The 24,607-nt window shown below is 71.7% G+C and carries 2 protein-coding genes; both read left to right on the plus strand.

Features of this window, described 5'->3' with window-relative positions; all coding sequences use genetic code 11:
- Positions 1 to 12 precede the first annotated feature (12 nt).
- Positions 13 to 18,123 (plus strand): type I polyketide synthase, encoded by an 18,111-nt coding sequence (locus tag GA0070619_RS09460; protein ID WP_088947711.1) that lies wholly within the window; start codon positions 13 to 15, stop codon positions 18,121 to 18,123.
- Complete coding sequence (locus GA0070619_RS09465) at positions 18,092 to 24,583, plus strand: SDR family NAD(P)-dependent oxidoreductase (protein ID WP_414855625.1); 6,492 nt, start codon at positions 18,092 to 18,094, stop codon at positions 24,581 to 24,583. The genes GA0070619_RS09460 and GA0070619_RS09465 overlap by 32 nt, the downstream gene beginning before the upstream one ends.
- Positions 24,584 to 24,607 lie beyond the last annotated feature (24 nt).

The raw sequence follows: 24,607 nt of genomic DNA on the forward strand, positions 1-24,607 counted from the left end.
AGTGACGTTCTGATGGCCGACGAAGCCAAGCTCCTGGACTACCTCAAGCGCGCCACCAGCGACCTGCGCGACACCCGTCAGCGGTTGCGCGAGATGGAGGAGCGCGATCGCGAGCCGATCGCGATCATCGGCATGGCCTGCCGCTACCCCGGCGGTGTGGAGACGCCCGAGGACCTGTGGCGCCTGGTCGCCGACGAGCGGGACGGCATCACCGAGTTCCCCGTCGACCGCGGCTGGGACCTGGAGTCGCTCTACCACCCGGACCCCGACCACCCCGGGACGTCGTACACCCACGAGGGTGGCTTCCTGCACGAGGCGGGCCAGTTCGACCCGGCCTTCTTCGGCATCTCACCGCGCGAGGCCATCGCCATGGACCCGCAGCAGCGCCTGCTGCTGGAGACGTCCTGGGAGACCTTCGAGCGGGCCGGCATCGACCCTACCGGGTTGCGCGGCAGCCGTACCGGGGTGTTCGCCGGCGTCATGTACCACGACTACGCGGTCAACCTGAGCAGCATCCCGGACGACGTCGCCGGCTACCTCGGCACCGGCAACTCCGGCAGTGTCGCCTCCGGGCGGGTCGCGTACACCCTGGGGCTGGAGGGGCCGGCGGTCACCGTCGACACGGCCTGCTCGTCGTCGCTGGTCGCCCTGCACCTGGCGGTCCAGTCGCTGCGTCAGGGGGAATGCTCCCTCGCCCTGGCCGGCGGCGTCGCCGTGATGGCCACCCCGGTCGTGTTCGTCGACTTCAGCAAGCAGCGCGGCCTCTCCACCAACGGTCGGTGCAAGTCGTTCGCCGCCGCCGCCGACGGCACCGGCTGGGCCGAGGGCGCCGGCATGCTCCTCCTGGAACGGCTCTCCGACGCGGTCCGCAACGGCCACCGCGTCCTCGGCGTCGTCCGGGGCACCGCAGTCAACCAGGACGGCGCCAGCAGCGCCCTGACCGCCCCGAACGGCCCAGCCCAGCAGCGCGTCATCCGCAGCGCCCTGGCCAACGCCCGGGTCCCCGCCGAGCACGTCGACCTCGTCGAGGCACACGGCACCGGCACCACCCTGGGCGACCCGATCGAGGCGCAGGCCCTGATCGCCACCTACGGCCAGGACCGCTCCGCCGACGAGCCGCTGTGGCTGGGGTCGATCAAGTCGAACATCGGGCACACCCAGGCCGCCGCCGGTGTCGCCGGCATCATCAAGATGCTGATGGCGATGCGGCACCGGACCATGCCGCGAACGCTGCACGTGGACGAGCCGACGCCACAGGTGGACTGGTCGGCGGGCGCTGTCGAACTGCTCACCACAGCCCGGCCGTGGCCCGGCACCGAGGACCGGCCGCGCCGGGCGGGTGTGTCGTCGTTCGGGGTCTCCGGCACCAACGCGCACGTCATCATCGAGGAACCGCCGGCCGCCGACGTCCCGCAGCGGGACGCGGCCGTCCTGCCGGCACGGGTGCCGTGGGTGCTCTCGGCCCGGTCGCCGGAGGGTTTGCAGGGTCAGGCGTCGCGGTTGGCGGCGGTGGCGGGTGTGGATCCGGTGGATGTCGGGTTCTCGTTGGTGTCGTCGCGGTCGTTGCACGCGCATCGGGCGGTGGTGTTCGGGTCGGAGGAGTTGGCGGCGCTGGCCGCTGGTGAGTTGGGTCCGGTCGTCGGGTCGGTGGTGCGGGGCAAGACGGCGTTCGTGTTCTCCGGTCAGGGGTCGCAACGGCCGGGCATGGGTCTGGGGTTGGCGTCGTCGTTCCCGGTGTTCGCGGAGGCGTTCGACGCGGCCTGCGTCGAGCTGGACCGTCACCTCGACCGGCCGATCCGCGAGGTGATCTCAGACGACGCGGAGGCCCTGGACCAGACGGTCTACACCCAGACGGCGTTGTTCGCGGTCGAGGTCGCCCTGTTCCGGCTGGTCGAGTCGTTCGGTGTGACTCCGGACTTCCTGGTGGGGCATTCGATCGGGGAGGTCGCCGCCGCGCACGTGTCCGGGGTGCTGTCCCTGCCCGACGCCGCGAAGCTGGTCGCCGCCCGGGGCCGCCTCATGCAGGCATTGCCGTCGGGTGGGGTGATGGTGGCGGTGCGGGCCACCGAGGCGGAGGTGCTGCCGCTGCTGACTGACGGCGTGTCCGTCGCGGCGGTGAACGGTCCCCGCTCGGTGGTGCTGTCCGGCACGGAGGACGAGGTCGCCGCGGTGGCGGCGAACTTTGAGAAGTCGAAGCGGTTGCGGGTCAGTCACGCGTTCCACTCGGTGCTGATGGAGCCGATGCTGGCCGAGTTCGCTCAGGTCGCGGCAACGTTGACCTACGCGCCGCCGCGCATTCCGGTGGTGTCGAACCTGACCGGGCAGGTCGCGGAGACGCAGGACGCCGGCTACTGGGTGCGGCACGTGCGGGAGGCGGTCCGGTTCGCCGACGGCATCGCCACCCTGGAGGCCGCAGGCGTCAGCACGTTCGTGGAGATCGGCCCCGACGGGGTGCTCTCCGCGATGGGTGGCGACTGTGTCACCGACGCGGTGTTCGTACCCGTGCAACGCTCTGACCGCGACCAGCCGACCTCGCTGCTCACCGCCCTGGCCCAGGTCTTCGTGCGCGGTGTCGCGGTCGACTGGACGCCGTGCCTGACCGGCGGGCGCATGGTCGACCTGCCCACCTACGCCTTCCAGCGGCAGCAGTACTGGCTCACCTCGCCGCCCACGGAGCGGACGGAAACGGCCGGCGATCCGGCCGACGGGCACTTCTGGTCGGCGATCGAGCGCCAGGACACCGCCTTCCTCGCGGAAACCCTTGGCCTCGGCTCGGACGAGGACCGCGAGACCCTGGAAGCGCTGCTGCCGGCGTTCTCAGCGTGGCGGCGGCGACGGCACACCCACGCGGTGCTCGACACGCTGCGCTACCGGATCGGCTGGGAGCCGCTGACCGGCTCGCCCCGTACGCCGACCACCGGTCGCTGGCTCGTGCTGACCAGCGCCGACGTCGACGTCGACGCGACGCTGCTGACCGCCCTCGGCGACACCACAGTGCTCACCATGACGCCGGAGCGCGGCGCTCTCGCCGAGCGACTGCGCGCCGCCGGGCCCACCGACGGCATCCTGTCCCTGCTCGCCCTGGACCCCGCGCTCGACCCGGCGGCGACCCTCCTGACCGTCGCGCAGGCCTGCGCCGACGCGGGTCTGGAAGCACCACTCTGGGCCGCCACCCGGGGCGCCGTCTCCACCGGCCGCGCCGACCACCTCGACGCGCCCCGCCAGGCCCTGGCCTGGGGTCTCGGCCGTGTCCTCGGCCTGGAACGCCCCCATCTCTGGGGCGGCCTCATCGACCTGCCGGAGAAGCTGGACCAGCGCGCCGCCGAACGGGTCGTCGCCGCGCTGCACGGCAGCGGCGAGGACGAGATCGCGGTACGCGGCTCCGGCACCTACGTACGTCGCCTGCTGCGTGACCCGCACACCGCCGCCGCGCCCCGCGACGCGTGGCTGCCGCGCGGCACCGTCCTGATCACCGGCGGAACCGGCGGCCTCGGTGCCCGGGTAGCGAGCTGGGTCGCGGTCCGCGGCGCCGAACACGTGGTCCTGGTCAGCCGCCGGGGCATCCACGCCCCCGACGCCGATCTGGTGGCCGCCGAGGTCCGCCGCCACGGCGCCCGGGTGACCGTTACCGCCTGCGACGTCGCCGACCCCGCAGAGGTGAGCCGGCTGGTAGAACGACTGCGGGCGGACGGCGAGCGGATCGGCACCGTGGTGCACGCCGCCGGCGTCGACCACCACACCGACCTTGCCACCGCCACCGACGTCGACCTCGACGCGGTCCTGGCCGCCAAGGTCGCCGGTGCGATCAACCTGGACGCCGCGCTCGGCGACGAACCCAGCACCTTCGTCCTGTTCTCCTCGATCTCCGGCGTCTGGGGCAGCGGCGGACAGGCCGCGTACTCGGCGGGCAACGCCTTCCTCGACGCGTTCGCCCAGTGGCGCCGCGCCCGTGGTGCCGCAGCCACCTCGGTCGCCTGGGGCGTCTGGGCCGGCGGTGGCATGGCCGACGACCCGGACATCACCGAGCAGCTACGCCGGCGTGGCCTGCTCACCCTCGACCCGGAGCTGGCTCTCTCCGGCCTCCAGTCGGTCCTCGACCACGACGAGACCTGCGTGACCATCGCCGACGTCGACTGGGACCGCTTCCTCCCGATGTACGCGTCGGCCCGTGTCCGCCCCCTGGTCAGCGCGCTGCCCGACCACATTCGCCTCCAGGCCGCCACCGCGGAGCCGGCTGCGCCGGCCGCCGGTCGGTACGCCGCGATGAGCGCCGAGGAGCGGTCCCGCGAGCTGCTCGACCTGGTGGTCTCCAGCGCCGCCGCCGTCCTCGGGCACACCGGCGCTGGCCTGATCGACGCCGACCAGCCGTTCAAGGAACTCGGCTTCGACTCGTTGACTGCGGTGGAGTTGCGTAATCGGTTGGCCGCTGCGACGGGTTTGTTGTTGCCGTCGAGTGTTGTTTTTGATTATCCGTCGGCGGGTGTGTTGGCGGGGTTTTTGGGGTCGTTGTTGGGTGGGGATCAGGGTTCTGGTTCGGAGGTTGTGCCCTCGTCGGCGGTGGTGGATGAGCCGGTGGCGATTGTGGGTATGGCGTGTCGTTTTCCGGGTGGTGTGGGTTCGCCGGATGAGTTGTGGGATTTTGTGGTTTCTGGTGGTGATGGGGTGGTGGAGTTTCCGTCGGATCGGGGTTGGGATCTGTCGGGGTTGGTCGGTGATGGGGAGTCGTTCGGGACGTCGTATGTGTCGTCGGGTGGGTTTTTGGAGGGTGTAGCGGGGTTCGACGCGTCGTTTTTCGGGGTGTCGCCGCGTGAGGCTTTGGCGATGGATCCGCAGCAGCGTTTGTTGTTGGAGGTGTCGTGGGAGGCGTTGGAGTCGGCGGGTGTGGATCCGTTGGGTTTGCGGGGTTCTCCGGTTGGTGTGTTCACGGGGACCAATGGTCAGGATTATTCGACGTTGTTGTTGGCGGTGCCGCGGGAGGCTGATGGTTTCCTGGGGACGGGTAATGCGGCGAGTGTGTTGTCGGGTCGGGTTTCTTATGTTCTTGGGGTGGAGGGTCCGGCGGTCACTGTTGATACGGCGTGTTCGTCGTCGTTGGTGGCGTTGCATTTGGCGGTGCAGGCGTTGCGGTCGGGGGAGTGTGGTTTGGCTCTGGCTGGTGGTGTGACGGTGATGTCGACGCCGGGGACGTTTATTGAGTTTTCGCGGCAGCGGGGGTTGGCCGGTGATGGGCGGTGTAAGGCGTTCGCGGCGGCGGCGGATGGCACGGCGTGGGGTGAGGGTGTTGGTGTTCTGGTGGTGGAGCGTTTGTCGGATGCGGTGCGTCTTGGGCATCCGGTGTTGGCGGTGGTGGCGGGTAGTGCGGTCAATCAGGATGGTGCGTCGAATGGTTTGACGGCGCCGAATGGTCCGTCGCAGCAGCGGGTGATTCGTTCGGCGTTGGGCAGCGCTGGCCTGGGTGTTGCTGATGTTGATGTGGTGGAGGCGCATGGCACGGGCACCAGGTTGGGTGATCCGATCGAGGCGCAGGCGTTGTTGGCCACGTATGGGCAGGACCGTGCTGGTGGTGAGCCGTTGTGGTTGGGGTCGGTGAAGTCGAACATCGGTCACACCCAGGCCGCCGCCGGTGTCGCGGGTGTCATCAAGATGGTCCAGGCCCTGAAGCACAATGTGTTGCCCGCGACGTTGCATGTGGACGAGCCGACCCCGCAGGTCGACTGGTCCACCGGTGCGGTGCGGTTGCTCACCGAGACCCGCCCCTGGCACCCACAGACCGACCGGCCACGCCGCGCGGGTGTGTCCTCATTCGGATTCTCCGGCACCAACGCCCACCTCATCCTCGAAGAACCCCCCACCACCGAACCCACCGACCGCCCGACCACTCAGGCGGGCCCGATCCCGTGGCTGATCTCCGCCCGCAGCGACGACGCCCTGCGCGCACAGGCAACCCGACTCACCGACCACCTCGACAGGCGACCCGAAACCGAGCCGGCAGACGTCGGTCGTTCGCTGGCCGCTCGCGCCACCCTCGCGCACCGGGCTGTCGTCCTGGCCGAGGATCGGCAGGCCGCGTTGACCGCCCTCGCCGCCGGAACTGCGGCTCCCGGTCTGGTCACCGGCACCGCGCAGGGCGGGCGCACCGCCTTCGTCTTCTCCGGCCAGGGCTCACAGCGACCCGGCATGGGCCTGGAACTGGCCGAGACCTTCCCGGTGTACGCGGACGCGTTCGACGCGGTCTGCGCCGAGCTGGACCTCCACCTCGACCGGCCGATCCGCGACGTGATCGCCGACGACGCCAAGGCCCTGGACCAGACCGTCTACACGCAGGCGGCGCTGTTCGCGGTCGAGGTGGCGTTGTTCCGTCTCGTCGAGTCGTTCGGTGTCACGCCGCACTACCTGGTCGGTCACTCGATCGGGGAGATCGCCGCTGCGCATGTCGCCGGGGTGCTGTCCCTGGCCGACGCCGCGAAGCTGGTCGCGGCTCGAGGCCGCCTGATGCAGGCGTTGCCCGTCGGTGGGGTGATGGTCGCGGTGCGGGCCACGGAAGCGGAGGTGCTGCCGCTGCTGACCGACGGGGTGTCCGTCGCGGCGATCAACGGTCCGCGTTCGGTGGTGCTGTCCGGGACCGCCGACGAGGTCGCCGCGGTGGCGGCGAACTTCAAGAAGTCGAAGCGTCTGCGGGTCAGCCACGCGTTCCACTCGGTGTTGATGGAGCCGATGCTCGCCGAGTTCGCACAGGTCGCGGGGTCGTTGACCTACGCGCAGCCGCAGATTCCGGTGGTGTCGAACCTGACCGGGCAGGTCGCCGAAGCGCAGGACGCCGGCTACTGGGTGCGGCACGTCCGGGAAGCCGTGCGGTTCGCCGAGGGCATTTCCACCCTGGAGAACCTGGGTGTCAGCACGTTCGTGGAAATCGGCCCCGACGGGGTCCTGTCGGCCATGGGCGCTGACTGCGTTTCCGACGCGGTGTTCGTACCTGTGCAACGCTCTGACCGCGACCAACCGACCGCCTTGCTGACCGCCCTGGCCCAGATCTTCGTGCGCGGTGTCGCGGTCGACTGGACGCCGTGCCTGACCGGCGGACGCCTCATCGACCTGCCCACCTACGCCTTCCAGCACGAGCGTTACTGGCCGAGCGTTCCCGAGCCGGTGGCCGCCACCGACGCGGGCGAGCCGGCCGACGCCGACTTCTGGGCCGCCGTCGAGGACGGTGACCTGGCCCGGCTCGGCATCACCGTGGACAGCGCCGGTGACCTGCTCCCGGCCCTGGTCGAGTGGCGCCGCAAGCGCCAGGACGCCGAAGTCGTCGACGGCTGGCGCTACCGGACCAGCTGGCGTCCCGTCACCGGAGAGGCCGCCGACACCCTCGACGGCCGCTGGCTGATCGTCGGCGCCGATCGGGCCGACGAGAGCCATGTCGATTCCCTCGCGAGGACCCTCGCCGAAGCCGGAGCCGAGGTGCTCCACGCGCACAGCTCGACCGAGCTGGGCGACCTGTCCGCACCGATCGCCGGCATCATCGCCTCGCCCGCCACCGGAGCCGAACTGCTCGCCCTGGTGCAGCAGCTGACTGGCGCGAGCGTGACCGCCCCGCTGTGGGTGGTGACCACCGGCGGTGCACCCGTGGGCCGCGCCGACGCCGTCACCCCGGAAGCGTCGGCGGTGTGGGGTGTGGGTCGCGTGGTCGGCCTGGAGGTGCCGCAGCTGTGGGGTGGTCTGGTCGACGTCCCCGCCGGCTGGGACGCGCGGGTGGGTGCCCGACTGGTGCGGGTGTTGGCCGGTGGTTTCGGTGCCGAGGATCAGGTGGCCGTGCGGTCCTCGGGTGTGTACGTGCGGCGGTTGGTCCGCTCGGCCGCCGCAGTCGGTGACCAGCCGGGTTGGACGCCGTCGGGGACGGTCCTGGTGACCGGCGGCACGGGCTCGCTGGGTGGTCGGGTCGCGGTGTGGGCGGCCGAGCAGGGTGCCGAGCACCTGGTGCTGGTGTCGCGGCGGGGTGCCCAGGCCGCAGGCGCGGCGGATGTTGTCGCCGCCGTCGAGGCGGCGGGTGCCCGGGTGACGGTCGCCGCCTGTGACATGACCGATCGGGACGCGGTTCGTGGCCTGCTCGACAGTCTGGACAGTCCGGTCCGGGCCGTGGTGCACGCCGCCGGCGTCGAACGGTCCGCGCTGCTGACCGACACCACCCCCGACCTGTGGGACGAGGTGGTCGGCGGGAAGGTCGCCGGTGCGGTGCATCTGGATGAGTTGCTCCCCGGTGACCTGGACGCGTTCGTGGTGTTCTCGTCGATTTCTGGTGTGTGGGGTTCGGGTGGTCAGGGTGCGTACGCGGCGGCGAATGCGTTTTTGGATGGGTTGATCGCGGCGCGTCGGGCTCGTGGTGTGGTGGGTACGGCGTTGTCGTGGGGTCCGTGGGCTGGTGGGGGGATGGTCGCGGCTGCGGGGGATGATGTGCAGTTGCGTCGTCGGGGGTTGCCGCCGATGCCGGCGGAGTTGGCGATGGCCGCGTTCGCGCAGGTGGTGGGGTCGGGGGAGCGGGCGGTCACGGTCGCCGACGTGGAGTGGGAGCGGTTCGGTGCGTCGTTCACCTCGGCCAGGTCGCGTCCGTTGCTGGATGAGGTGTACTCCCCGGTCGAGGACGTGACCGCAGCGCAGAGCACCTTCCTCGACGGCCTGAGTGCCACCGAACGCGCGAAGCGCCTCCTCGACATGGTGCGCACCGAAGCGGCCGCGGTCCTCGGGTTGGGTGGCGTGGCCGACATCGGCACCGACCGGCCCTTCCGCGAACTCGGTTTCGACTCGTTGACTGCGGTGGAGTTGCGTAATCGGTTGAATGTGTCGACGGGTTTGTTGTTGCCGTCGAGTGTTGTTTTTGATTATCCGTCGGCGGGTGTGTTGGCGGGGTTTTTGGGGTCGTTGTTGGGTGGGGATGAGGGTGTTGTTGCGGAGGTAGTCGCGGGTTCGGTGGTGGATGAGCCGGTGGCGATTGTGGGGATGGCGTGTCGTTTTCCGGGTGGTGTGGGTTCGCCGGATGAGTTGTGGGATTTTGTGGTTTCTGGTGGTGATGGGGTGGTGGAGTTTCCGTCGGATCGGGGTTGGGATCTGTCGGGGTTGGCTGGTGATGGGGAGTCGTTCGGGACGTCGTATGTGTCGTCGGGTGGTTTTTTGGAGGGTGTAGCGGGGTTCGACGCGTCGTTTTTTGGGGTGTCGCCGCGTGAGGCTTTGGCGATGGATCCGCAGCAGCGTTTGTTGTTGGAGGTGTCGTGGGAGGCGTTGGAGTCGGCGGGTGTGGATCCGTTGGGTTTGCGGGGTTCGCCGGTTGGTGTGTTCACGGGGACCAATGGTCAGGATTATTCGACGTTGTTGTTGGCGGTGCCGCGGGAGGCTGATGGTTTCCTGGGGACGGGTAATGCGGCGAGTGTGTTGTCGGGTCGGGTTTCTTATGTTCTTGGGGTGGAGGGTCCGGCGGTCACTGTTGATACGGCGTGTTCGTCGTCGTTGGTGGCGTTGCATTTGGCGGTGCAGGCGTTGCGGTCGGGGGAGTGTGGTTTGGCTCTGGCTGGTGGTGTGACGGTGATGTCGACGCCGGGGACGTTTATTGAGTTTTCGCGGCAGCGGGGGTTGGCCGGTGATGGGCGGTGTAAGGCGTTCGCGGCGGCGGCGGATGGCACGGCGTGGGGTGAGGGTGTTGGTGTTCTGGTGGTGGAGCGTTTGTCGGATGCGGTGCGTCTTGGGCATCCGGTGTTGGCGGTGGTGGCGGGTAGTGCGGTCAATCAGGATGGTGCGTCGAATGGTTTGACGGCGCCGAATGGTCCGTCGCAGCAGCGGGTGATTCGTTCGGCGTTGGGCAGCGCTGGCCTGGGTGTTGCTGATGTTGATGTGGTGGAGGCGCATGGCACGGGCACCAGGTTGGGTGATCCGATCGAGGCGCAGGCGTTGTTGGCCACGTATGGGCAGGACCGTGCTGGTGGTGAGCCGTTGTGGTTGGGGTCGGTGAAGTCGAACATCGGTCACACCCAGGCCGCCGCCGGTGTGGCGGGTGTCATCAAGATGGTCCAGGCCCTGAAGCACAATGTGTTGCCCGCGACGTTGCATGTGGACGAGCCGACCCCGCAGGTCGACTGGTCCACCGGTGCGGTGCGGTTGCTCACCGAGACCCGCCCCTGGCACCCACAGACCGACCGGCCACGGCGCGCGGGTGTGTCCTCATTCGGATTCTCCGGCACCAACGCCCACCTGATTCTGGAAGAACCCCCGACCACCGAACCCACCGACCGCCCGACCACTCAGGCGGGCCCGATCCCGTGGCTGATCTCCGCCCGCAGCGACGACGCCCTGCGGGCACAGGCAACCCGACTCACCGACCACCTCGACCGACAGCCCACGGCCAACCCCGTCGACGTCGGTCACACCCTCGCGACGCACCGCGCCGCCCTGCCGTACCGGGCTGTGTCGCTCGGCGCCGACCACCGCGACGCCCTCGACGCGCTCGCGGCCGGTGTCTCGACGGCCGGTCTGGTCGTCGGCGAGGTCTCCGACGGCAAGCTCGCGTTCGTCTTCTCCGGCCAGGGCTCACAGCGACCCGGCATGGGCCTGGAGCTGGCCGAGACCTACCCGGTCTTCGCCGACGCGTTCGACGCGGCCTGCGCCGAACTCGACATCCACCTGGACCGCCCGCTGCGCGACGTGATCACCGAGGGCGTCGATCTCGACCAGACCCTCTACACCCAGTCGGCGCTGTTCGCCTACGAGGTCGCCCTCTACCGCCTGGTCGAGTCGTTCGGGATCACCCCGGACCACCTGGTCGGGCACTCGATCGGTGAGATCGCCGCCGCGCACGTCGCCGGGGTGCTGTCCCTCGCCGACGCGACGACGTTGGTCGCGGCCCGAGGCCGCCTGATGCAGGAGCTGCCGGCCGGCGGCGTCATGGTCGCCGTACGGGCCACCGAGGCCGAGGTGCTGCCACTGCTGACCGAGGGCGTGGACATCGCCGCGATCAACGGACCCCGCTCGGTGGTTCTGTCCGGCGTGGAAGGCGAGGTCGCCGCAGTTGCCGCCCACTTCGAGAAGTCCAAGCGACTGCGGGTCAGCCACGCCTTCCACTCCTCGCTGATGGAGCCCATGCTGGACGCCTTCGCCCAGGTGGCCGGCGGACTGACCTACCACCCGCCGCGCATCCCCGTCGTCTCCAACATCACCGGACAGGTCGCGACGGCGCAGGACGCGGACTACTGGGTGCGGCACGTCCGCGAGGCCGTGCGCTTCGCCGACGGCATCGCGACGCTGGAGGCCGACGGCGTCACCACCTTCCTCGAAATCGGCCCGGACGGCGTACTCGCCGCCATGGGAGCGGACTGCGTGACCGGGGCCGTGCTCGTCCCCCTTCAGCGCGCGACCCCCGACCAGGTGCTGACCTTCCTCAGCGGCCTGGCCAAAGCCTTCGTTCGCGGTGTCCCGGTGGACTGGGCGCAGTGCTACCCCGGCGGTCGCCTCATCGACCTGCCCACCTACGCCTTCCGGCACCGCGACTACTGGCCGAGCGCCACCCTGGCCGACGTCTTCTCCGGCGTCGACGGCGGGGCGTCCGGCGCCAGCATGCACGACGACGACTTCTGGGTAGCCGTCCAGGACGGTGACCTGGCCCGGCTCGGCATCACCGTGGACAGCGCCGGTGACCTGCTCCCGGCCCTGGTCGAGTGGCACCGCAAGCGCCAGGACGGCCACCTCCTCGACGAGCGGCGCTACCGCGTCGAGTGGCGCTCGGCGAACGGGGACACAGCGGCGGCCCTGACCGGCTCCTGGCTGGTCATCGGCCCCACCGGCACCGGCGCGGGCATCACCACCACCCTGGCGGGCGCCGGAGCGGACGTCATCAGCGTCGAACTGGCCCCGACCGCCGACCGGGCCGTCATCGCCGCCGTCCTCGACGACCTGCCGGAGGACCTGACCGGCGTCGTCTCACTCTTCGCCCTGGAGACCGGGCTCACCGACCCGGCCGAACTCACCCTCGCCCTGGTGCAGGAGCTGGTGCGGGCTGGCGTTGTCGCTCCGCTGTGGGTGTTGACGGCCGGCGGTGCACCCGTGGGCCGCGCCGACACCGTCACCCCGGAAGCGTCGGCGGTGTGGGGCGTCGGTCGGGTGGTGGGTCTGGAGATGCCGCACCTGTGGGGTGGTCTGGTCGATCTCCCGGCCAGCTGGGACGCCCGGGTGGGTGCCCGACTGGTGCGGGTGTTGGCCGGTGGTTTCGGTGCCGAGGATCAGGTGGCCGTGCGGTCCTCGGGTGTGTACGTGCGGCGGTTGGTCCGCTCGGCCGCCGCAGTCGGTGACCAGCCGGGTTGGACGCCGTCGGGGACGGTCCTGGTGACCGGCGGCACGGGCTCGCTGGGTGGTCGGGTCGCGGTCTGGGCCGCTGAGCAGGGCGCCGAGCACCTCGTGCTGGTGTCGCGGCGAGGTCCGCAGGCCGAGGGCGCGGCGGACGTCGTCGCCGCCGTCGAGGCGGCCGGAGCACGTGCCACGGTCGCCGCCTGCGACATGGCCGACCGGGACGCGGTCGCCGCGCTGTTGCAGAACCTGGACACACCGGTGCGAGCCGTGGTGCATGCCGCCGGTGTGGAGCGGACGGCGTTGCTGACGGAACTCACGCCCCAGGTGTGGGACGAGGTGGTCAGTGGGAAGGTCGCGGGTGCGGTGCATCTGGATGAGTTGCTCCCCGGTGACCTGGACGCGTTCGTGGTGTTCTCGTCGATTTCTGGTGTGTGGGGTTCGGGTGGTCAGGGTGCGTACGCGGCGGCGAATGCGTTTTTGGATGGGTTGATCGCGGCGCGTCGGGCTCGTGGTGTGGTGGGTACGGCGTTGTCGTGGGGTCCGTGGGCTGGTGGGGGGATGGTCGCGGCTGCGGGGGATGATGTGCAGTTGCGTCGTCGGGGGTTGCCGCCGATGCCGGCGGAGTTGGCGATGGCCGCGTTCGCGCAGGTGGTGGGGTCGGGGGAGCGGGCGGTCACGGTCGCCGACGTGGAGTGGGAGCGGTTCGGTGCGTCGTTCACCTCGGCCAGGTCGCGTCCGTTGCTGGATGAGGTGTACTCCCCGGTCGAGGACGTGACCGCAGCGCAGAGCACCTTCCTCGACGGACTCAGTGCCACCGAACGCGCGAAGCGCCTCCTCGACGTCGTGCGCACCGAAGCGGCCGCGGTCCTCGGGTTGGGCGGCGTCGCCGACATCGGCACCGACCGACCCTTCCGCGAACTCGGCTTCGACTCACTGACCGCTGTGGAACTCCGCAACCGGTTGGTCACCACGACCGGTCTGCACCTGCCGTCCAGCGTCGTCTTCGACTACCCGAACGCCGCCACGCTCGCCGGCCACCTGGCCGCCCTGCTCGGCTCCGACGACGGTGCCACCCCGCAAACGCGGGTGACGGCCGCCGCCAACGAACCGATCGCCATCGTCGGCATGGCCTGCCGCTACCCCGGCGGGGTCGGTTCGCCGGAGGACCTGTGGCGACTGGTCGACACCGGCACCGACGCCGTTTCGAGTCTGCCCGCCGACCGAGGCTGGGACCTGGACGCCCTCTACGACGCCGACCCCGACGCCCGCGGCACCTCGTACGCCGCGGCCGGCGGCTTCCTCGACGGCGTGGCCGACTTCGACGCCCGGTTCTTCGGCATCTCGCCCCGCGAGGCGCTCGCCATGGACCCGCAGCAGCGCCTGCTGCTGGAGACGTCCTGGGAGGCGGTGGAGCGGGCCGGCATCGACCCGGTCGCCCTGCGCGGCACCCACACCGGCGTCTTCACCGGCACCAACAGCCACGACTACCCGACCCTGCTGATGGCGGCGCCGGACGCCGTGGAGGGCTACCTGGCCACCGGCAACGCCGCCAGCGTCATCTCCGGCCGGGTGTCCTACGCCCTGGGTCTGGAAGGGCCGTCCGTCTCCGTGGACACCGCCTGCTCGTCGTCGCTCGTCGCGTTGCACCTGGCCGCGCAGGCACTGCGGTCCGGTGAGTGCGATCTCGCCCTCGCCGGCGGCGCGATCGTGATGGCCACCCCGGGCACGTTCACCGAGTTCTCCCGCCAGCGTGGCCTCGCCGCCGACGGCCGTTGCAAGTCGTTCGCCGCTGGCGCCGACGGCACCGGCTGGGCCGAGGGCGTGGGCGTCCTGCTGGTGGAACGCCTCTCCGACGCCCGACGCAACGGTCACCAGGTCCTCGCCCTGGTCCGCGGCAGCGCGATCAACCAGGACGGCGCCTCCAACGGCCTGACCGCCCCGAACGGCCCCGCGCAACAACGGGTGATCCGGGCGGCTCTCGCCGCCGCCGCCCTCACGACCGCCGACGTCGACGCGGTCGAGGCACACGGCACCGGCACCGTGCTCGGCGACCCGATCGAGGCACAGGCGCTGCTCGCCACCTACGGCCAGGGCCGCCCGAAGGACCAGCCGCTCTGGCTCGGCTCGATCAAGTCGAACATCGGCCACTCGCAGGCCGCCGCTGGCGTCGCCGGGATCATCAAGATGGTCGAGGCGATGCGACACGAGACCCTCCCGCGAACCCTGCACGTGGACGAGCCGACCCCGCACGTGGACTGGTCCGCCGGCTCGGTGGAACTCCTCACCGAAGCGCGACCGTGGCCGGCCGTCGACCACCCGCGCCGCGCCGCCATCTCATCGTTCGGCATGTCCGGCACCAACGCTCACGTGATCATCGAGGAGCCACCTGCCGTCGACGCCGCTCCGCCTGCCCGGCACCGGCCGCAGGCGGGCATCGTGCCGTGGACGCTCTCCGCACGCAGCCCCGGCGCGCTGCGCGACCAGGCCGCGCGCCTGCTGACCTGGGTCACCGGCGGGGAGCAGCCGGACGTGATCGACGTCGGGCACTCGTTGGCCACCACCCGCGCGGCGCTGACCGAACGCCTGGTGGTTCTCGGCCCCCAGCACGCCGACGCCCTGGCGGCGGCAGCGGCCGGTAAGCCGGCCGCCGGCCTGGTGACCGGCGAGATCTCCGACGGCAAGCTGGCCTTCGTCTTCTCCGGTCAGGGTTCGCAGCGGCCCGGCATGGGCCTGGACCTGGTCGAGGCCTTCCCGGTGTACGCGGACGCGTTCGACGCGGCCTGCGCCGAGCTGGACCTCCACCTCGACCGGCCGATCCGCGACGTGATCGCCGACGACGCGCAGGCCCTGGACCAGACGGTCCACACGCAGGCGGCGCTGTTCGCGGTCGAGGTGGCGTTGTTCCGCCTGGTCGAGTCGTTCGGTGTCACTCCGGATTACCTGGTGGGGCACTCGATCGGTGAGATCGCCGCCGCGCACGTCTCCGGGGTGCTGTCCCTGGCCGACGCGGCGAAGCTTGTCGCGGCGCGCGGTCGGTTGATGCAGGCGTTGCCAGCCGGTGGCGTGATGGTCGCGGTGCGGGCCACCGAGGCGGAGGTGCTGCCGCTGCTGACCGACGGGGTGTCGGTCGCGGCGATCAACGGTCCCCGCTCGGTGGTGCTGTCCGGCGCGGAGGACGAGGTGTCCGCTGTCGCCGCCCACTTTGAGAAGTCGAAGCGGTTGCGGGTCAGCCATGCGTTCCACTCGGTGCTGATGGAGCCGATGCTCGCCGAGTTCGCCCAGGTCGCGGGTTCGTTGACCTACGCGCAGCCCCGGATCCCGATCGTGTCGAACGTGACCGGGCAGATCGCCGGGACGCAGGACGCCGGCTACTGGGTGCGGCACGTGCGAGAGGCAGTTCGCTTCGCCGACGGCATCGCCACCCTGGAGGCCGCAGGTGTCAGCACGTTCGTGGAGATCGGTCCCGACGGGGTCCTGTCCGCGATGGGCGCGGACTGCGTTTCCGACGCGGTGTTCGTACCCGTGCAACGCTCCGACCGCGACCAACCGACCACGCTGCTCACCGCCCTGGCCCAGGTCTTCGTGCGCGGCGTCGCGGTCGACTGGACCCGGTGCTACCCCGGTGCGCGGCGCGTCGACCTGCCCACCTACGCCTTCCAGCACGAGCGTTACTGGCCGGACACCGTGCGGCCCACAACCCGCGACGAGCACCCCACCGACGCCCGCTTCTGGGACGCCGTCGAACGCGCCGACCTCGACCTGATCGCCGGTGACCTCGACAATGCGGCCCGCGAGGCGCTCGACGCCGCCCTGCCGGTCCTCTCCACCTGGCGGCAGCGCAGCAGGCAGCACGACACCGTCCGCAACTGGCGCTACCGGGTCACCTGGAAGCCGTTCACCTCCGGCGTGACACCCGCCCTCACCGGCACCTGGCTGCTGGTGTCGCCCACCGACGACACCCGATGGGTGCGCACCGCCCTGGAGGAGCACGGCGCGCACGTCATCACCACGACCGTCGACGACACCCTCACCGATCGGGGCGTGCTCACCGACCAGCTCTGGCAGATCGTCTCGGAGACCCCCGACCTGGCCGGTGTCGTCTCCCTCCAGGCCCTCGGCGACAACGGCACCGACCCCGCACTGTCGACGTTGCGCCTGCTGCAGGCACTCGGCGACAGCGGCGGCGCGGGCGCCCCACTCTGGTGCCTGACCCGGGGTGCGGTCACCGTCGACCGCACCGACCCGCTGCGCCGGCCGTCCCAGGCGACCGTCTGGGGCTTCGGCCGGGCCGTCGCCCTCGACCACCCACGGCGTTGGGGAGGGCTCGTCGACCTGCCCGAGCAGATCGAGGAGCGTACCGCCGGGGACCTGGTCGCGGTCCTCGCCGCCGGCGGCGAGGACCAGGTGGCCATCCGCCGCACCGGTACGCACGGACGCCGCCTCGTGCGGGTCACCTCCGACGTCGACGGCACCTCCTGGCAACCGACCGGCACCGTCCTGATCACCGGCGGCACCGGCGGTCTCGGCGCGCACGTCGCCCGCTGGGCCGCCCGGTCCGGCGCGGAACACCTGGTCCTGACCAGCCGGCGCGGAACAGTGGCGCCCGGCGCCGCGGAACTCTCCGCCGAACTCCAGAGCCTCGGCGCCCGGGTGACCATCGCGGCGGTCGACGTCACCGACCGGTCCGCGGTCGCCGACCTGCTCCTCGAAGTGCACGCCGATCCCACCCCGCTGCGGGCCGTCGTGCACGCGGCCGGCGTCGACCACCCCACCTCGCTGGACGACTGCACCGCCGAGGAGTTCGCGGCGGTCACCCGCGTGAAGGTGGACGGCGCGACCCACCTCGACGAGCTGCTCGCCGGTCACGACCTCGACGCGTTCGTGCTGTTCTCCTCGATCGCCGGGATCTGGGGCAGCGGCGGTCAGAGCGGCTACGCGGCGGCCAACTCCTACCTGGACGCTCTCGCCGAGCACCGGCGCGCGACCGGGCTCCCGGCCACCGCGCTCTCCTGGGGGCCCTGGGCCGGGGCGGGCATGGCCGACGACCCCGCGGTCGAGGACCGCCTGCGCCGACGCGGACTGCTGCCACTCGACCCGGAGGCGGCGATCGCGGCCCTGGCCCGGGCGGTCGGTGGCACCGACGCCACCACCACTGTCGCCGACGTCGACTGGGCGAAGTTCACCCCGGCGTACACCATGGCCCGGCACAGCAGCCTGCTCGCCGACCTGCCGGAGGCCCGCGACGCCCTGGCCGGCGCGGAGGGCGACGGCCCGCAGGCGGGCACCGACACGGTGACGGCACTGCGCGACCACCTCACGGCCCTGGGCGAGCAGGACCGGGAGAAGCACCTGCTGGAACTGGTACGCACGGCGGCGGCGACAGTGCTCGGCCACTCCTCGGCGGACAGCATCCCGCCGACCCGGGCGTTCCGGGAACTCGGCTTCGACTCGCTCGCCGCCGTCGAGGTCCGCAACCACCTGAGCCGGGAAACCGGCCTCAAACTGCCCGCCACGCTGGTCTTCGACCGGCCCACCGCGACCGTGCTCGCGCGGTACCTCAAGAACGAACTCCTGCCCGACACCGCGACGATCCTGCCCACCGCGGCCGAACTCGACCGGCTCGAACTGGCGCTGACCAGCCGCGACGGCGACGACAGCGGCCGAGCCCGCATCGTCCTGCGCCTGCAGAGCCTGCTGGCGAAGCTGAACACCGGCGGGGCCGAGACCGACGGCGTCCCGGACGCCCTCGCCGACGCCTCCGACGACGAGTTGTTTGACCTGGTCGACAACGACCTCGGTCTGTAACGCCGGACATCCTGCCCCGCCGGCCCGATCAAGGAGCGTTCTGATGGCGGACGAACTACGCCTGCGCGAATCCCTCAAAAAGGTGATCAACGAACTGCAGCGCACCCGCGACCAGGTGCGCGACCTCGAAGCCGCGGACCGCGAGCCGATCGCGATCGTCGGGATGGCCTGCCGCTACCCGGGCGGGATCAGCACCCCGGCGGACCTGTGGCGGATCGTCGCCGACGGCGCCGACGTGGTCTCCGGGCTGCCCGACGACCGTGGTTGGGACCTGGCCGCCCTGGCCGGTGACCCGGACGACCGGGGCTCGTCGCACACCGCCCAGGGCGGCTTCGTCGACGCCGTCGCCGACTTCGACGCCGCGTTCTTCGGGATCAGCCCCCGCGAGGCCCTGGCGATGGACCCGCAGCAGCGGCTCCTGCTGGAGGTGTCGTGGGAGGCCATCGAGCGGGCCGGCATCGACCCGGCGTCGCTGTCCGGGTCGCGGACCGGTGTGTTCGCGGGCACCAACTCACATGACTACTCGACACTGCTGATGGGCGCCGCCGACGACGGCCTCGACGGTTACCTGGCCACCGGCAACGCGGCCAGCGTCGCGTCCGGGCGGGTCGCCTACACGCTGGGCCTGGAAGGGCCGGCGGTCACCGTCGACACGGCCTGCTCGTCGTCGCTGGTGGCACTGCACCTGGCCGCACAGGCACTGCGACGTGGTGAGTGCACCCTGGCGCTGGCCGGCGGCGCGGTCGTGATGGCCACCCCCGGCACGTTCGTCGAGTTCTCCCGCCAGGGCGGCCTCGCCGGTGACGGCCGGTGTAAGGCGTTCGCCGCCGCCGCCGACGGCACCGGCTGGGCCGAGGGCGCCGGCATGCTGCTGGTGGAGCGACTCTCCGACGCGGTCCGCAACGGGCACCGGGTGCTCGCCGTGGTCCGGGGCACCGCGGTCAACCAGGACGGCGCCTCGAACGGTCTGACCGCGCCCAACGGGCCCGCTCAGGAACGGGTGATCCTCCAGGCGCTCGCCGCCGCCGGGCTCTCCGCAGCCGACGTGGACATGGTGGAGGCGCACGGCACCGGCACCACCCTCGGTGACCCGATCGAGGCGCAGGCGCTGCTGGCGACCTACGGTCAGGAGCGGGCCGCCGACCAACCGCTGTGGCTCGGCTCGATCAAGTCGAACATGGGTCACGCGCAGGCCGCCGCCGGTGTCGCCGGCATCATCAAGGTCGTCCACGCCATGCGGCACGAGACGATGCCGCGCACCCTGCACGTCGACGAGCCGACGCCCGACGTGGACTGGTCGGCGGGTGCGGTGGAGCTGCTGGTGGACGCGCGGCCGTGGCCGGCGGGGGAGCGCCCGCGCCGGGCCGGGGTGTCGTCGTTCGGCATGTCCGGCACCAACGCCCACGTGATCATCGAGGAGCCGCCCGCCGCGCCGACTGTCGCACCGGTAGAGGTGACGGGGTCGGGTGCGCCGTGGCTGCTGTCGGGGCGTACGCCGGCTGCGGTTGCTGATCAGGCCGCGCGGCTGTCGACAGTGGCGGCGGACGCGTCGTCGGTGGCGTACTCGTTGCTGTCGTCCCGGTCGGTGTTCGATCACCGGGCGGTGGTGCTGGGTCCGGACGTCACCGGTGGGGTGCAGGCGCTGGCGGATGGTGTCCCGTCGGGCTCGGTGGTCTCCGGTTCGGCGGCTCCCGATGCCGGTGTGGTGTTCGTGTTCCCGGGTCAGGGTTCGCAGTGGGTCGGTATGGCCGTGGGGTTGTTGGATGCGGAGCCGGTGTTCGCGGCGCGGATCGCGGAGTGCGCGGCGGCTCTGGATCCTTTCGTGGACTGGAATCTGTTGGAGGTGTTGCGCTCGGACGATCCGTTGGAGCGGGTGGATGTGGTGCAGCCGGTCCTGTGGGCGGTGCACGTCTCTCTGGCGGAGGTGTGGCGGGCCAGGGGTGTGACCCCGGATGCGGTGATTGGCCATTCGCAGGGAGAGATCGCGGCGGCCTGTGTGGCGGGGGTGCTGTCACTGAGCGACGCGGCGAGGGTCGTGGCGTTGCGGAGTAAGGCGCTGCTGTCGATCGCGGGTAGCGGTGGGATGGTGTCGGTCAACGCCGGCCTGGACGTGGTGACACCCCTGCTGACCGAGGGTGTGAGCGTCGCGGTGGTCAATGGTCCGACGAGTGTCGCCGTGGCCGGTGCTGACCTGGATGCGTTCCTGGCTGCTGCGGAGGCGGCCGGGGTGCGGGCGAAGCGGGTCAAGGTCGACTACGCCTCGCACTGCGCTCTGGTCGAGCCCGTGGAGGCGGAGCTGGCCCGTGTCCTGGACGGGGTGCAACCGCTGGCCGGCGAGGTGCCCGTGTTCTCGACCGTCGAGGACGGTGGTCAGATGGACGCCGGCTACTGGTATCGGAACCTGCGCCAGCCGGTGCGCCTGGACCTGGCCGTCGCGGCGGCGCAGGCGGCCGGGCATCGGATCTTCGTCGAGGTCAGCGCGCACCCCGTGTTGACCGGTGCGATCGCCGACACCGCCGACGTGGCCACGGTGGGCACGTTGCGTCGTGGCGAGGGCGGCCCCGAGCAGGTGGTCCGGTCGCTGGCCGAGGCGTGGGTGCGCGGCGCACCCGTCGACTGGCACACCGTCATCCCGGCAGCCCCCGTCGTGGAACTGCCCACGTACGCCTTCCAGACCCAGCGCTACTGGCCGCGCCCCAGCACCCGGCCGCACGGCGACGCCTCGGCCTTCGGCCTGGCCCCCGTCACCCACCCGGTCCTCGGCGCGGCCCTCGGACTCGCCGGCGCAGACGGCACGATCTTCGCCGGGCGGCTATCCCTCACCACGCACCCGTGGCTCGCCGACCACCGCGTCTCCGGCCGCCTGGTGGTCCCCGGCACCGCCCTGCTCGACCTCGCCATCCGGATCGGCGACCAGCTCGGCTGCGCGATCGTCGCCGACCTCACCCTGGAACGGCCGCTGATCGTGCCCGACCAGGCCGGTCTGGCACTACAGGCGGTGGTCGACGCCGCCGGAGACGGCCCCGACCGCACGTTCACCCTCTACGCCCGGCCGGACACCGCCGACGCCGAACAGCAGTGGACCCGGCATGCGACCGGTCTGCTCAGCACCACCCGACCGCAAGCCCCGGAACCTCTCCCGGTCTGGCCGCCGGCCGGCGCGCAAGCCGTGCCGGTGGACAGCTTCTATCCGGACCTGGAAGCCCGTGGCTACGGCTACGGCCCGGCGTTCCAGGGACTGCGGGCGATCTGGCGCTCCGACGACGACGTGTACGCCGAGGTCGCCCTACCCCGGGGGACCGACGCCGACGCGTACGGCCTGCACCCGGCGCTGCTCGACGCGGCACTGCACCCGATCGGCCTGGCCCTCGGACCGGCCGGCCCGGAACAGGGCGGGCTGCTGCCGTTCTCCTGGACCGACGTGGACCTGTTCGCCTCCGGTGCGGAGGTGCTGCGCGTCCGGCTGCGTCCGCTGGGCGCCGACACCGTCTCGGTGCTCGCCGCCGACCAGACCGGCAGCCCGGTCCTGTCGATCGCCTCGCTCGTGCTGCGCCCGATCGCCGCAGGCGCCCTGGAAGCGGCCGACGACCCGGCCCGGGACTCGCTGTTCCGTCTCGACTGGACCCCGCTGACCCTTCCCGTCGACGGTGCTCCGGCCTTCGTCGCGATCCTCGGCGCCGACGAGATCGGCGTGTCCGCTGCCCTCGCGGAGGCCGGCCACGACGTCGTGGCGTACGCCGATGTCGCCGACGACGCGAGTCGGCGCCCCGACCTGGTCATCGCGCCCCTCGGCCCGGGCGGCACCGCGGGTGCCGTCGCCACGGCCGCGACCAGCGCGACGCACTCCTTCCTCGCCCTGTTGCAGGACTGGCTCGCCGGCCCGGACGCCCGGCTCGTGGTGGTGACCCGCCATGCCGTGTCGACCGGCCCCGAGGACCCGATCGAGGACCTGGTGCACGCCCCCCTGTGGGGTCTGATCCGCGCCGCGCAGGCGGAGAACCCGGACCGGCTCCAACTCGCCGACCTGGACGGCGATGCCGCCTCGGCGGCCGCGCTGGTCACCGCGACCGGCACCGGGGAACCGCAGGTCGCGCTGCGGGGTGGCACCGCGCACGCGCTGCGCCTGGCTCGCGCCGCGACCACCTCCGCCCTGGTCCTGCCGGACGGCGACGAGCCGTGGCGCCTCGACGTACGCGAGCGGGGCACCTTCGACAACCTGGAGCTGCTGCCCTGCCCGGAGATCGGCTGGGACCTGCCGGACGGTCACGTGCGCGTCCGCATCCACGCCAGTGGCCTGAACTTCCGGGACGTGGTGCTGACCCTCGGAATGGTTCCCGACCAGCAGGTGCTCGGCAACGAGGCGGCCGGTGAGATCGTCGAGGTGGGGCCGGGTGTGAGCGGCTACGCCGTCGGCGACCGGGTGATGGGTCTCTTCTCCGGCTCGATGGCACCGATCGGCGTCACCGACCACCGGATGATCGCCAAGGTCCCCGACGACTGGTCGTACCCGGTCGCCGCCACCGTGCCGGTCGCGTTCCTCACCGCCTACTACGGCCTGGTCGACGCCGGCCACCTGCGCGCCGGGCAGTCGGTGCTGGTGCACGCCGCGACCGGCGGCGTCGGAATGGCCGCCGTCCAACTCGCCCGGCACTTCGGCGCCGACGTGTTCGGCACCGCCAGCCCCGGCAAGTGGGACGTGCTGCGCGCCAACGGCTTCGCCGACGACCGGATCGCCTCGTCGCGCAGCCTCGACTTCGAGCAGCGCATCCTCGCGGCGACCGACGGCCGCGGTGTCGACGTGGTCCTCGACTCCCTGGCCGGTGAGTTCATCGACGCGTCGCTGCGGCTGCTGCCCCGCGGGGGGCGGTTCGTCGAGATGGGCAAGACCGACATCCGCAACGCCGACACCGTGGCCGCCGAGCACCCCGGCGTCGGCTACCAGGCGTTCGACCTCATCGAGGCCGGCGGTGAGCGGATCAGCGAGATCTGGACCGACCTGATCGCGCTCTTCGCGGCCGGGCACCTGCGCCCGATGCCGCTGCGCACCTGGGACCTGCGTCGCGCGCCGGAGGCGTTCCGCTTCCTCAGCCAGGCCCGGCACATTGGCAAGATCGCCCTCACCCTGCCACCCCGGCCGAACCCCGAGGGCACCGTGCTGATCACCGGCGGCACCGGTACGCTCGGCGCGCTGATGGCCCGGCACTTCGCCCGACAGGGCCGCCGGCACCTGCTGCTCACCAGCCGGCGCGGTCCGCAGGCTCCCGGCGCCGCCGAGCTGTGCGCGGAACTCGCCGAGCTGGGCGCCCAGGCCCAGGTCGTCGCCTGCGACACCGCTGACCGGGACGCTCTGGCCGGGCTGCTCGCCGGCATCCCGGCCGAGCACCCGCTCAGCACTGTGGTGCACGCGGCCGGAGTCCTCGCCGACGGTGTGGTTGGCTCGCTGACACCGGAGCGCCTGGACGAGGTGATGCGGCCCAAGGTGGACGCCGCCTGGCATCTGCACGAGCTGACCCGCTCGGCGCCGGTCGCCGAGTTCGTCCTCTTCTCCGCCGGCGCCGGCACGTTCGGCGGCGCCGGGCAGGCCAACTACGCGGCGGCGAACACGTTCCTCGACGCCCTCGCCCAGCACCGGCGCGACCAGGGACTACCCGCGGTGGCGCTGGCCTGGGGCCTGTGGGCCGACGCCAGTGGAATGACCGGTCACCTGGACGCGACCGACCACGCCCGGATGGCCCGCGGTGGGATGGCCCCGCTCACCGCCGGGCAGGGGCTCGCCCTGCTGGACGCGGCACTACGCCACGACGAGGCGATCCTGGTCCCGGCGAACATCGACACCGGGATCCTGCGCGGGCAGGGCGGCGCGGTGGCGCCACTGCTGCGTGGCCTGGTGCGGGCCCCGGCCCGCCGGGCAGCGGCCGCCGCCGCCGAGACCGGCGACGACCTGGGTCGGCGGCTGACCGGGCTGGGCGCGGCGGACCAGCAGCGGATCCTGCTCGATCTGGTACGCGGGCACGCCACAGTGGTCCTCGGCCGCCCCGCCTCGGAGCCGATCGAAGCCACCCGCGCCTTCAAGGAACTCGGCTTCGACTCGCTGACCGCCGTCGAGCTGCGTAACCGGCTCAACGGCGCGACGGGGCTGCGGCTGCCCGCCACGCTCGTCTTCGACTACCCGAACGCACAGGCGCTCGCCGAGCACCTGGGCAAGGAACTCACCACCGGCGCCGAGCCGGACGGCAACGCCGTGCACGTCGCGTTCGACCGGCTGACCGGCGCCATCTCGGCGCTGGACGCCGAGGCGCTGGCCGGCACCGGCATCACGGCCCGGCTGCGGGAACTTCTCGCCGCCGTGGAACCGGCCTCGGCCGTGCCCGCCGCGGCGACGTCCGACGACGCCGACCTCGACAGCGCCTCCGCCGAGGACATCTTCGACCTGATCGACAACGAACTCGAATTCCCGTGATCCACCACTTCCGTCCTAGGGGAG

Source organism: Micromonospora zamorensis, from assembly GCF_900090275.1.
Lineage (GTDB): Bacteria > Actinomycetota > Actinomycetes > Mycobacteriales > Micromonosporaceae > Micromonospora > Micromonospora zamorensis.

Excerpts from the sequence above, each read along its gene's own strand:
- GA0070619_RS09460 (WP_088947711.1), top strand. The coding sequence starts at position 13 with ATGGCCGACGAAGCCAAGCTCCTGGACTACCTCAAGCGCGCCACCAGC.